Raw genomic sequence first — 12,707 nt, 5'->3', positions numbered from 1 at the left:
AAATCAAAGATTTGTCAATTCAAATTTCGTTTCTGAATAAAAAATCGTTTTAATAAATCTGACGCTTCATTGGCCAGAACACCACCAACTATTTTTGTTTTTGGGTGGAGTTTAGTTTTTAAATTAATACAACCGCGCTCTTCATCTCTAGCACCATATACGATTTTAGAAATTTGACTCCAATACAAAGCACCTGCACACATTTGACAAGGCTCTAAAGTCACATATAAAGTACAATTTGTGAGATACTTTCCACCTAAAAAATTAGCCGCAGCAGTAATGGCTTGCATTTCGGCGTGAGCTGTGACATCATTTAAAAGTTCAGTCAGATTATGAGCTCTGGCTATAACGCGATCATTAATGACCACCAAAGCACCTACAGGAATTTCGCCTTTCTCGAAAGCTTCCTCAGCCTCTTGCAAGGCTTTTTTCATAAAATAGGTGTCGTCAAATGGATTTTCCATAGGTATAAAAATAGGAAAGACAGTTAATTTCTTAACTGTCTTTCGAAAATTTATTTTAAGTATTAAAATATTTACTACTTAATAATGACCTTAACGGTTTCAAAATTAACACTATCATTTAGCGTCATAAAATAAACACCACTACTTAAGTAGCTTAAATCCATGTCTTGGATATGACTTTCAAGATTTAAAGATTTTATTTTAACGCCTTTTATACTATACAAAGTAATAGTCGTTTTTGTTAACTTCCATTTGTTAGAAGTATTTAAACTAAAACTTCCATTATTTGGATTTGGAATCACTTTAGTTTTTTGAATATCCTGATCTAGGTTATTAGCTTGTCTAGAAACAATGCCTCCTGATCCTCCAGAACCATAAGGTTCTAATGCACAATTATCAACTCCGTCACCATCAGGGTCATATGTTGTTATTTCAAAAGACGATGTACAGGTTGTAGCATCATGAACAATATTATATTTTCTTGTACACTGCGCACCTCCAAATCCTGCACCAATTCCACCATCATATTCATTGATCACTACAAATAGGTTAGGCGTTCCGATTGGTGCTGTAGTTAAAAATCTACGGAAATATGTTTCACTATCCTTAGGGAGCTCTGTATAGGTGTAGCTAGCTGTGTCTGAAGAAACATCTAATTGATATCCTCCGTGCGGAAATGCAATGTCTGGAATTTTAAGAATATAATTTCCGCTACATCCAGGCTCTATTTTCATTGAGACATAATCAAAGAAGATATTACAGTTTTGACAGTCATCACAAACATCTCCAACAAAATCTCCATCGGCATCGGCTTGATCTGTATTTGGAATATCAACGCAATTATCTTCAGCGTCAACAATGCCATCTCCATCAGTATCTATGCTACCAAATTCAACTAAAAACACACCAAAATTTGCAGGTGACTTTTGTGTATAATTAGTAAACCCAGTTCCTAAAGGGTTTTCCAATCCCGATAAATTCGTTGTAAGCGTAATTTCCGAACTACTACCAATTGTACCAGATGATGCAATCACATGATAGTTCTCAACATCTCTAATCGTAAAAGTTGTACCAGCAGGAATACCATAACTACTAAAATCTGCCATTGCGGTACTACCTCCTCCTATATTGATCACATCTACTTTATATAGATTGGTCTTATAGGCATTTTGAGTTATTCGCACCTGATTGTTTTCTCCAAATTCTGTATAGTTTTTTCTTACAGATCCTGTTTCAATACCATATGAACTCTGTAGCGTAGCTAAAGTTGTGTTAGTTCCTCCAACTTTGAAAGCAGTATTATATCTCGAATAATAAATATTATTGTTATTGTTCCAATTTAAAATATTACTATTACTAACATTAGTGTTTGATATGATCATATATCTTCCCCAAACTCTATTATTATCAAATGTCATTCCTGCAATATTTAAAAACTTTAAAGCATTGTTTCTACCTGAAATAATATTATCGGTTACAGTGATACTTTCTATTGCTGCATTTTCAACATTCCAACCTAATGTCATACTAGGTGCTTCGTACAAAGTACCACCAGCTGAATAGTCTGTATTATGATATAAAACGTTATTTAATACACTAACATTTTTTATGAGGTTAGCGCCATCATTATCATTAGTTCCAACAAAAATGTTATCATTCAATCCGCCAATAGAATTAGTACTACTAGGATCACTTAGATTGAAAACAGGGTTACTTGAGTTAAATACCGAATTGTCTTTTACAGTTATATTTTTAACATATTCATCTACAGTTCCTGCGCCACAACCTGTCATATCTGTTACCACATTAGGGCAAGCCGACCAAACTTCAAAACCTTTATAAAATTGATTAAATACAATATTGTTTTCAATAAGTCTAGTATTTTCACTAGCATTTTGCACATAAAAACCAGGACCATGTTCGTATCTTCCCGTGGGTTCAACCCAACCATTATTATAAATGATACAACCGTAAAATTGGGTCCCTCCTGTGAATTTTCCAGAGAAGATTCCTGTTCCTGGATTATCATGAATAACCAAATTAATAAATTTACAATCTTCACCTCCTGTATGAGTTATACCTCCACAGTTAGAAAAAGGACTTATTATACTTGATGGTAAACCTTTTTTGCTTCCGGTAAACGTAAGTGTAGCATCAGCATTTCTGGGAAAAGTACCAACATGAGTGATTTCAAAGTCCATAAAGTGAACATTCCCACCTGTCACAGTTAGTACTGCTGTCTCAACAGATGGGACATTTCCATTAAGAATTGCCCATTCATTTGGATAAGAAGCTACTATAATAGGCATTGCACTTGTACCATTTAATGCACTAACAAAGCGACCATTATATTGCCCATCTAAAAGCCAAACGGTGTCTCCTGGTTGAACTTGGTTTGAAGGGCCTCCATCTAGAGCTGTTTGAAGGTTCCAGGCGTCTGTTTGTGACGTTCCTCCTGCCGACGGACTACCTGTTGGCGAAGCAAACCACTGATTTTGAGCGTTTAAAAAAAAAGGAATAAGTAATGTAAAAAAAATAATTTTTTTCATGAGATTTGGGTTTAATGGTTAAAAAAAAATAAAAGAGGCAACTAAATATACATCAAAAAAACTTCAAAGCCATAATTTTTTGTCGTTATTTTCCTACGTTATTTTAATCTCCTATAATAGTGCTTTTCTATTATCATTTAATGAAATACAAATCGGCAAGAAATTTGATACTATTCTAGAAATCATAACACTATGAAATCACGCTACGCTATCTCAATTCCCAAACCTTGTCACGAAAACTGGTCTAAAATGACACCAAACGAAAAAGGACGCTTTTGCCAATCTTGCTCTAAAACGGTTGTCGACTTCACCAAAATGAACATGAATGAAGTTCAAGCCTTTATTCATCATAATAAAGACCAACGCATTTGTGGGCATATTAAACAAAACCAGTTAGATGCTATTAATTTACAGGTGTCGGAAACGGTATTTGAACAGCATATGAGTTTTCATAAACTGTTTTTATTAGCTTTACTTTTGGTCATGGGAACATCACTTTTTAGTTGTTCTGATGAAAATGGTCGTGTTAAAAAAATTGAAAGTGTTGAGATTATAGAACTTAAAATAGATTCTGCTGAAGTAGAATTAAAACAACAATTAGACTCTACTGCAACTTGTAAACCAAAAGTCAAAACAGATAGTGTCAATCTAAAAAAACAAATTCCTCCTCCGCCTAAACCTGTCATAAATGGCATGATTGTTACTGGTGAAATTATAGACAATACACGAGATCCCATTCCTGTAGATTTAATTATTGAACCTGAATATCCTGAGGTTGAAGGTGAAATGAGAATTCATGATGAGGTTACCGTTGGTTTATTTACCGTTCAAAGTCCACCTGAATTCAAAGACACTCCAAAAAATCTCGACATAAAAGAAAAAAGAGAATTTTTTCAACAGAAAATATCAAATATAGTAAATGACAATTTTCTAATTAATCCACAACTTTGTTTAGACCTATCTGGAAGACAAAAAATATATGTACAATTTACAATAGATAGAGATGGTTATACAAAAGACATAAAAACTAGAGGTTCAAATTTGTTATTAGAAAAAGAGGCAATCCGTGTCATTAAGTTATTACCGCAATTTGTTCCTCCAAAACATGAAGGTAAACCTATTGAAATGATTTATAGCTTACCAATAATTTTCGAAGTTAAAGACTAATTAATTCTCGTATTTTTGTGTTGTGCAAAAGCGACTATTAGACCATATCAATCTTCCTAAAGATTTAAGACAATTAAATTTTGATGACTTGCCAAAACTTGCCAAAGAGTTGCGTGCGTTTATTATCAATATTGTGGCGACTAAAGAAGGACATTTAGGCGCAAGTCTTGGTGTTGTAGAACTAACCTTAGCGTTACATTATGTGTTTAATACACCTGAAGATCTCCTTATTTGGGATGTTGGGCATCAAGCTTACGGACATAAAATACTAACTGGCAGAAAAGACATTTTCCATACCAACAGACAAGAAGGTGGAATTAGCGGATTTCCAAAACGTGCTGAAAGCGAATACGACGCCTTTGGTGTTGGACACTCTTCAACTTCCATTTCTGCTGCTTTAGGAATGGCTATTGCTTCGCAACTTAAAGGCGAAGATAAACATCACATTGCTGTGATTGGTGATGCTTCAATTGCTAGTGGAATGGCTTTTGAAGGTTTAAATCATGCTGGTGTTACTGATGCTAATTTATTGGTTATTTTAAATGATAATGCCATTGGTATCGATCCAAGTGTTGGTGCTTTAAAACAGTATTTAACCAATGTCAAAAAAGGCAAGGAAAAACAAGACAATGTTTTTGAAGCCTTAAATTTTGATTATTCAGGACCTGTAGATGGTCATGATCTTACGACTTTGATTTCAGAATTAGAGCGATTAAAATCGGTTAAAGGTCCAAAGTTTCTACATGTGATCACCACCAAAGGAAAAGGACTCAAACAAGCCGAAGACAATCAAGTACAATATCATGCACCAGGCAAATTCGACCCAGATACAGGAGAAGTGTATGCTAAATCTGCCTCTAGACAGCAAGCTCCAAAATTTCAAGATGTCTTTGGTCATTCTATTGTAGAGTTGGCCAAAAACAATAAAAAGATTGTCGGTATTACACCAGCTATGCCTACAGGAAGTTCTTTAAAGTTTATGATGGAGCAAATTCCAGATCGTGCATTCGATGTTGGAATTGCTGAGCAACATGCGGTGACCTTAGCAGCTGGAATGACCACTCAAGGTTTGATTCCGTTTTGTAATATCTATTCTACATTTTTACAACGCGCTTATGACCAAGTGATTCATGACGTTGCACTACAAAATCTTCCGGTTATTTTCTGTTTAGATCGATCAGGATTGGTAGGTGAAGATGGTGCGACACATCATGGTGTTTTTGATTTGGCGTATTTAAGATGTATTCCGAATATGATCGTTTTTGCACCTCGTAATGAAATCGAATTACGCAATATTATGTATACAGCTCAGTTAGGTTTGGATCATCCAATTGCAATAAGATATCCTAGAGGACGTGGACATATCATGGATTGGAAACAGCCATTTTCAGAACTTAAAATTGGAGAAGGTGTTCAACTTAAAAAAGGACATTATTTAGCTGTTTTAACCATTGGATCAATTTCATCCAATGTTGAAAACGCTATTATTAATTGTGAAAGTGATGACTATATTTCTCATTATGATATGCGATTTGTAAAGCCGCTTGATGAAACACTATTACATAAGATTTTCACTACGTATCAGGAAATTATAACTGTCGAGGATGGTACAGTGGTGGGCGGATTTGGAAGTGCTATTTTAGAATTTGCTTCAAAAAACAATTATAATACACCTGTAAGAACATTAGGCATCCCAGATCATTTCATTGAACATGCCTCTATAAAACAACAACATCAATCTGTAGAGATTGATGTCGAAAGTTTAAGTCTTTTGTTTAAATCTATTGCTCCTCTTCGTCAGTAGTAGCAATATCTGGCTGCTCATTTACATCGTAAACCTGAACATTAGTCTGTTGCTGTGGCTGGTGATTACCATTACTAGTAATATCATCAATCATTAACAAGAACGCTAGTGTTACGAAAAAAATCACTGCAGCTCCAAGAATATTCTTTTTCATCTGTGTAGGTTTAAAAGATTAGGTTAAACAAATATAGCTAATTATCGTTAAAATACAAATTTAATCGATGAAATGCATTAAATAAAAAGGAATTCGTGAGCTTCTTCCCTTTAAGATGCCAAATATCACACATAAATGTCAGTATTTATTTACACTAAAGAATAATTATCAACACTTCTATCAACACCATCATAAATACCAAAACAACATGTTGAATTACAGGTGATTACCCTTTAATTTTTGATATGTTAAAATTGCATTAGAGTCTGACATTTTTGAAACATAAAAGCAAACTGATAACAAACTATCATAAAGATTGTCCTTTTCGAGATCGACATGATCTTTTATTGACTTTAATATCAATTTATCAAAGTTAGATACATTATTTTGTAGATTATTAACTACCGATTTACTAAAAACAGTGAGAAGTTCATTTATGACTTTATAACCCACGATTTCTTTATCAACCACCTCTGTAGATTGATACACATTACTAATACTTAAGGTAATGATATCTTTTATTTGCGCTTCATAATCGCTGTAATCTATAAGTGCTTTCGAGAACTCTCCTGATAGGATTGCTTCTTCATGCTCCATAAAAATATCAACAGCTTCACTTATAAGTGTATTAATGGCCAATGCTCGTAAATAACTTAATCTGTCTTGAGTACTTTCTAGCGCATTATAAGTTTTGGTCTGGATCGAGTCACGCACCAAGTTGATTAAATATTCTAAGGCGTACTCTTCTTGAATTAGTCCTAAATTGATACCATCCTCAAAATCTATAATCGTATAACAAATATCATCAGCTGCCTCAACCAAATATACCAATGGATGTCTACAATAACTCACATCATTGTCGCTTCCTCTTTTTACCAAACCTAATTCTTCAGCAATATCTTGAAAGAGATCTTTTTCATTTTGAAAAAAACCATACTTCTTATCGGCTATATGTTTTGTTGGTTTTTTGGGAAGCGATTCTTTAGGGTACTTTGTAAAAGCACCAAGTGTTGCATAACTTAAACGCAAACCACCTATACGTCCTTTTCTACTTTCGGTTAAAATTTTAAATCCGTTAGCATTACCTTCAAAACTGCATAGGTCTTCATATTGTTTTGCTGTTAATTGATCTTCAAAATAACGACCCTCTCCTGTTTTAAAAAATTCTCCAATAGCTTTTTCTCCTGAATGTCCAAAAGGCGGATTTCCAATATCGTGTGCTAATGCTGCGGCCGCAACTATAGCTCCAAAATCATTAATCTGATAGCCATGAACGTCTCTTAAATGCGGATGTTTTTCTAATAATTTCTGTCCTACTTTACGGCCTAAGGATCGTCCAACAACACTCACTTCCAAACTATGGGTTAATCGCGTGTGAACAAAATCGGTTTTAGATAAAGGTACTACTTGTGTCTTATCTTGTAAGCTTCTAAATTCTGAAGAAAATATAATACGATCATAATCAACCTCAAAGCCTAATCGTGTTTCATCTTGTTCTTTTCGTAAGCGTTTATGAGTATCTCCAAATCGTTTTAAGGAGAGTAATTGTTCCCAATTCATAGTATCGTTTTAGCAGCAGCAAGATAAACTATTTCAATGTTAATTTAATGTTTCGAATTAACAAAAAATAGCAATTTCTCATAACACTTAATTAACGGTTTTATGATTTAGGTTTAATATCAACTTAACCTTGACTTTACATTATGCAATCATCTTTGCACCATTACTAAAAGAACATAAAAACTATTTAAAAAAATAATCATGAAAAAATTAGTATTATCTGCATTAATCGCTTCTTCTCTAGTATTTACGGGATGTTTTAAAGATGACGACACGCCTATTATCATTGAAGAAATTACTATTATTCAAAATGGAAATGGAAATGGTGATGACTGTCCAATAGTATCAGTAACTGGAGCTATTACGCAAAATACAACATGGACAAACGATAACATCTATCAATTAAACCAAAAAGTGGTGGTTGACAATGGTGCTATTTTGACCATTGAAGCTGGAACTATTATAAAAGGAACACCTGGAACAGGATCTTTAGCTTCTGCTTTAATTGTTGCCAGAGGTGCACAAATAAATGCGGTAGGTACAGCGTCTGAGCCAATAATCTTCACATCTACAAGTGACAATATTACTTGTGGTGAAACTGCTGGCACCAACTTAGATGAAAATGATAGAGGGCTTTGGGGAGGTTTAATCGTATTAGGTAATGCACCTTGTTCGTTCTCAGGAGATATTACAGAAGCTCAAATAGAAGGAATTCCTGCCGATGACACTTTCGGACTTTATGGAGGTGCAGATGCTGCTGATAACTCAGGAGTATTATCATATATATCTATTCGTCATGGAGGTGCTTTAATTGGTGAAGGAAATGAAATCAACGGTTTAACTTTAGGTGGTGTTGGTAATGGAACAATAATCAACAATATTGAAGTCGTTGCTAATGTTGATGATGGTATTGAATTTTTTGGAGGAACAGTAAATGCTTCTAACCTATTAGTATGGGCTCAAGGTGATGACGCTTTAGATATTGATCAAGCGTATTCTGGTACAATCGATAATGCGGTTGTTGTTTTAGGAGATTTCTCTGATCATGCTTTCGAAATCGATGGACCTGAAGGTTCGGCAACAGGATCATTTACATTACAAAATGCAACTATTATTGGTAATACTGTTACTGAAAATGGTGAATATGCCGATTACAGATCTGGTGCTACAGGATTCACAACTAATATTTATGCTTTCGGATTTAAAGATTCTTCAGATGTTGAGTTAGATAATGATGGTGTTGCAACAAACTACAATACAGGAGACCTAACCTTTGGAGCTTGGGAAATTGTATTACCTACAGGTGTTACAGATGTGACTAGCATTTTCGTAAATAAAGCTGAAACAGTTATGGTTACTGGATTTGGTGCTACTGCTACAGCTGTAACTGAAGGTGCTAATACTGTTGGTGCTACAACGTCTAGCTTAAGTTGGACTTATGCTAACAATGCTGGCAACTTAGGATTCTAAAAAAATAATCAAACCATATAGTTTGAAAACAAAGCTATTGCTCACCAATTAAGGTGAGCAATAGTTTCAATAATTAAATAATCATGCATAAAAACATTTACTCCCTTCTTTTCTTTCTATTTATAAGTGTTGGTCTTGTTAATGCTCAAAAAGGAACAGTCGCTGGAAACGTCATTGATGGTGAGTTTGTAGAACCAATGGCCTTTGCTAATATCTTAGTAAAAGGAACTACTACTGGAACCACTTCTGATTTTGATGGGAAATACGAATTAGAATTAGAACCGGGGACCTACACCTTAGTCTTTTCATTTGTTGGATATAACACTCAAGAAATAACAGACATTGTCATTAAGGCTGGAGAAGTTACTAATCTTGATGTGACTTTAGAAACAAATTCATTAGATACGGTAATTATTCAAACCTCTGTAAAGCGTAATACTGAAAACTCAGTTTTAAATTTACAAAAGAAATCTGTGGTTGTATTAGATGGATTATCGGCCCAGTCAATAAAAAGTTCTGGTGCAGGCAACCTTGCCAGTGCTGTTAAAAGCGTTCCTGGTGTTTCAATTGAAGGTGGAAAATACGTTTATGTTCGCGGTTTGGGTGACCGTTATACGAAATCTATCTTAAATGGTATTGACATTCCTGGTTTAGATCCAGATAGAAATACGATTCAAATGGATTTATTCCCAACGAACATATTAGATAATGTTATAGTACTGAAATCGGCATCTGCAGAATATCCAGCAGATTTTACTGGTGGTATTGTAGATATTGTCACTAAAGACTTCCCTACAAAACCTGAGTATACGCTTTCAGTAGGTACTTCTTATAATCCTGATATGCACTTTAATGATAAGTATCTTACTTATACTGGAAGTGATACTGATTTTTTTGGTTTTGATGATGGGACGAGAGATCTTCCAATACATAGATACCAACCTATTCCTGGTACATTTGAAAACAGATTATTGTTAACATCCTTAACTAATAGATTTCAGAAGGAATTACAAGCAAAACAAGAAACTAGCGGAATGAACTTTGATATTGGTTTCACCCTAGGAAATCAATACGATGTTGGAGATCATAAATTAGGGTATCAAGCTTCATTTTCTTATAAAAACGAAACTACGTTTTATGAAAACAGAAACGATGGTGCCTTTGTCAAGAACTTTAATGATTCTTCAGTTAACGACTTAAGTTCTGTTTTAGATTCAAGAGGATCAGAAGGAATCAATAATGTCATCCTTAATGGAATGCTTGGCTTAACTTATAAAACCGATAAATCTAAATACAAAGCCAATTTCTTACATATTCAAAATGGAGAATCAACGGCTGGTTTTTTTGAACAAGATATATCACAAGATGGTGTTGGAGGCGGAATTGAGCCTTTAGTAAAAAACTCATTAACCTATACGGAGCGTTCGATCACAAACTTATTACTTAACGGAAAGCACAGGTTAAGTGATGATGAGAATGCGTTTAATTTAGAATGGAAACTATCGCCAACATTTTCAAAAGTTATGGACAAAGCTCACAGAATTACACCATTCCAACAGTCTGGAGAAGGTCAATTCTTTGTGAGTCCGTCGGCTTCTACATTTCCAATTCAATTGTGGAGAAATCTTATTGAAGAAAACTGGGCTGGTAAAGTTGATTTAGACAAAACGATTGACATCTTTGGTAGACCTGGAAAACTAAAATTTGGAGGCGCTTACACTTATAAGTTTAGAGATTTCAGCATTGACGATTACACATTCAATATACAAGGTGACGATTCCTTTGTTGCAGATGGAAATGCCGACAACTTATTGGCATCAGAAAACGTATGGAATCCAACTACAGATTCGGGAACATTCTTAGTTTTTGGTGATCAATTTAACCCAATCGATGCTTATGAAGGTGAACAGAATATTGGTGCGACATACATTTCTGCCGAGTTTAATGTTACTGAAAAACTTAAAACAGTTGTAGGTATTAGAACCGAACTTTTTAAATCGTTTTACACTGGACAAAACAATGAAACACAATTTAATAGAGCATCAATATTAGATGAGTTTGATCTTTTTCCTTCGGCTAACTTAATCTATTCGGTTAATGATAATTCTAATGTAAGAACATCATATTCTCGCACAACTGCGCGTCCTTCTTTTAAAGAATCGTCGGTTGCTAGAATCTTCGACCCTATTACTAACCGTTTATTCATTGGTAACATCAACTTAGTACCAACGTACGTGAATAATTTTGATTTGAGATATGAGCGTTTTGGAGAGAATGGTCAAATGTTTGCTATAAGTGGTTTCTATAAAGATTTTAAAGACCCTATTGAGCAGTCATTCTTTTTACAAGCACCAACTCAGCTAACAGTAGCTAACTTAGGTAATGCTAAAGTTTATGGTGTGGAATTTGAAGTGAGACAACGTCTAGGATTTATCACTGATGGTTTAAATAAATTAAAGTTTAATGCAAATGTGTCTTTTATTACATCTGAACTAACTATGTCTGATGCAGAATTTCAAAGCAGGCAATTAGCGGCAAGAGATGGTGAAAGTGTTGATAGAGAAAGAGACTTACAAGGTCAAGCACCATTTCTTATTAATTTCGGTTTAGACTATAACGACCAAGATTCTGGTTTTCAAACGGGATTATTCTATAATGTACAAGGAGAAACACTTGAGGTTGTTGGTATTGGATTAGTTCCTGATGTATACACTAAACCTTTTAACAGTTTGAACTTCACATTAAACAAAGCTTTTGGAGAAGATAGAAGGTCTTCTATAGATTTTAAAGTGTCCAACATTTTAAATAGTAAAAGACAAAGTGACTATGTGTCTTTTGGAACCAGAGATCAGTTATTCTCAGTTAGAGAACCAGGCACTGAAATATCTCTTGGATATAGCTATAAGTTTTAAAACTTAATTTTTGAATTGGTCTTCAAACAAAAAGTTCCCAACAACGTTGTTGGGAACTTCTTTAGTTTATAAAATACCTTCTTAGTTAATTTCTGACAGCAAGCTGAACTTTATCTGTCCATTCGCTCACACTAGCAATTCTTGAGTCTACATAATCAACCTCTCTAAGTTTATCACCAGACCAAAATAACCACTTCCCAACTTTCTTTCCATTCTCATAGTTTGCTACAGTGACTTTGTTGCCGTTTAGGTCATAGCTTGTCCAAATACCATGAAGTTTTCCTTCTTTATTAAAAGTCCCAATCTGTTCAACGGCTCCATTGTCATAAAAATAGGTAGCAGTAGTTACATCACCATCCTTTTTGAGGGCAACTTTTTGTTTTTCTTGAGCAAATGTAAATGTTACACTTAGCATTAATATTATGGCTAATATCTTCTTCATTTTGAATTTGGGTTTTAATTAAACATAGCTAATCAAATTTAACTAAAAATTTACAATATTCAAACGTTTACGTAACATTAAATTAACATTGACATTTTAATTAATTGATAATCAGTTATTTAAAATTTAATCTAAATATTAATAATTAGATAATATTAGCATTACAATTATATTACGTTCCGTAG

The 12,707-nt window shown here is 34.1% G+C and carries 9 protein-coding genes; 4 read left to right on the top strand and 5 right to left on the bottom strand.

The features are described 5' to 3' along the window. Positions 1 to 14: 14 nt before the first annotated feature. On the bottom strand, positions 15 to 464 hold the full coding sequence (locus KWG70_RS05090) for a nucleoside deaminase (RefSeq protein ID WP_230934898.1): 450 nt from the start codon (positions 462 to 464) through the stop codon (positions 15 to 17). Between the two features lie 74 nt (positions 465 to 538). Next, positions 539 to 3,013, bottom strand: coding sequence for a T9SS type A sorting domain-containing protein (locus KWG70_RS05085; protein ID WP_230934897.1), 2,475 nt, complete (start codon positions 3,011 to 3,013; stop codon positions 539 to 541). Positions 3,014 to 3,205: 192 nt separating this feature from the next. On the opposite strand from KWG70_RS05085, the gene KWG70_RS05080 reads away from it, so the two are divergent. Both KWG70_RS05080 and KWG70_RS05075 read left to right on the top strand, forming a co-directional pair. Next, entirely contained in the window at positions 3,206 to 4,180 is a 975-nt protein-coding gene (locus KWG70_RS05080; RefSeq protein WP_230934896.1) for an energy transducer TonB, read from the top strand. Positions 4,181 to 4,202: 22 nt separating this feature from the next. Then, positions 4,203 to 5,984 carry a 1-deoxy-D-xylulose-5-phosphate synthase gene (locus tag KWG70_RS05075; RefSeq protein ID WP_230934895.1) on the top strand — a complete coding sequence of 594 codons (1,782 nt, stop codon included), beginning with the start codon at positions 4,203 to 4,205 and terminating at the stop codon, positions 5,982 to 5,984. Here KWG70_RS05075 and KWG70_RS05070 read toward each other — a convergent pair. Together KWG70_RS05070 and KWG70_RS05065 are read right to left on the bottom strand one after the other, a co-directional pair. Further along, the gene (locus tag KWG70_RS05070) at positions 5,962 to 6,138 is read right to left on the bottom strand and encodes a hypothetical protein (RefSeq protein ID WP_230934894.1); all 177 of its coding nucleotides are present in this window, start codon (positions 6,136 to 6,138) and stop codon (positions 5,962 to 5,964) included. The two genes, KWG70_RS05075 and KWG70_RS05070, sit on opposite strands and share 23 nt — an antisense overlap. A 216-nt stretch (positions 6,139 to 6,354) precedes the next feature. After that, positions 6,355 to 7,698: a deoxyguanosinetriphosphate triphosphohydrolase gene (locus KWG70_RS05065; protein ID WP_230934893.1), complete on the bottom strand. Its 1,344-nt coding sequence runs from the start codon at positions 7,696 to 7,698 to the stop codon at positions 6,355 to 6,357. 201 nt (positions 7,699 to 7,899) lie between these two features. Here KWG70_RS05065 and KWG70_RS05060 point away from each other — a divergent pair, with 201 nt between their 5' ends. Beyond that, positions 7,900 to 9,168, top strand: a complete 1,269-nt coding sequence (locus KWG70_RS05060) for a hypothetical protein (RefSeq protein WP_230934892.1) — start codon at positions 7,900 to 7,902, stop codon at positions 9,166 to 9,168. 83 nt (positions 9,169 to 9,251) lie between these two features. After that, positions 9,252 to 12,080 carry a TonB-dependent receptor gene (locus KWG70_RS05055; RefSeq protein ID WP_230934891.1) on the top strand — a complete coding sequence of 943 codons (2,829 nt, stop codon included), beginning with the start codon at positions 9,252 to 9,254 and terminating at the stop codon, positions 12,078 to 12,080. Between the two features lie 85 nt (positions 12,081 to 12,165). Here the strand turns inward: KWG70_RS05055 and KWG70_RS05050 are convergent, their stop codons facing one another. Next, a complete protein-coding gene (locus tag KWG70_RS05050) occupies positions 12,166 to 12,522 on the bottom strand; it encodes a toxin-antitoxin system YwqK family antitoxin (RefSeq protein ID WP_230934890.1) in 357 nt (118 codons plus the stop codon). Between the last annotated feature and the right edge of the window lie 185 nt (positions 12,523 to 12,707).

It is taken from the genome of Psychroserpens luteolus, assembly GCF_021032705.1.
Lineage (GTDB): Bacteria > Bacteroidota > Bacteroidia > Flavobacteriales > Flavobacteriaceae > Psychroserpens > Psychroserpens luteolus.
Note: the sequence above shows the minus strand (reverse complement) of the source record. Positions and strands in the feature narration are given on the sequence as shown.

What these genes read in the sequence shown, in the direction of transcription:
- KWG70_RS05090 (WP_230934898.1), bottom strand. Translation starts at nt 464, where the DNA reads ATGGAAAATCCATTTGACGACACCTATTTTATGAAAAAAGCCTTGCAA.
- KWG70_RS05085 (WP_230934897.1), bottom strand. Translation starts at nt 3,013, where the DNA reads ATGAAAAAAATTATTTTTTTTACATTACTTATTCCTTTTTTTTTAAAC.
- KWG70_RS05080 (WP_230934896.1), top strand. Translation starts at nt 3,206, where the DNA reads ATGAAATCACGCTACGCTATCTCAATTCCCAAACCTTGTCACGAAAAC.
- KWG70_RS05070 (WP_230934894.1), bottom strand. Translation starts at nt 6,138, where the DNA reads ATGAAAAAGAATATTCTTGGAGCTGCAGTGATTTTTTTCGTAACACTA.
- KWG70_RS05065 (WP_230934893.1), bottom strand. Translation starts at nt 7,698, where the DNA reads ATGAATTGGGAACAATTACTCTCCTTAAAACGATTTGGAGATACTCAT.
- KWG70_RS05060 (WP_230934892.1), top strand. Translation starts at nt 7,900, where the DNA reads ATGAAAAAATTAGTATTATCTGCATTAATCGCTTCTTCTCTAGTATTT.
- KWG70_RS05055 (WP_230934891.1), top strand. Translation starts at nt 9,252, where the DNA reads ATGCATAAAAACATTTACTCCCTTCTTTTCTTTCTATTTATAAGTGTT.
- KWG70_RS05050 (WP_230934890.1), bottom strand. Translation starts at nt 12,522, where the DNA reads ATGAAGAAGATATTAGCCATAATATTAATGCTAAGTGTAACATTTACA.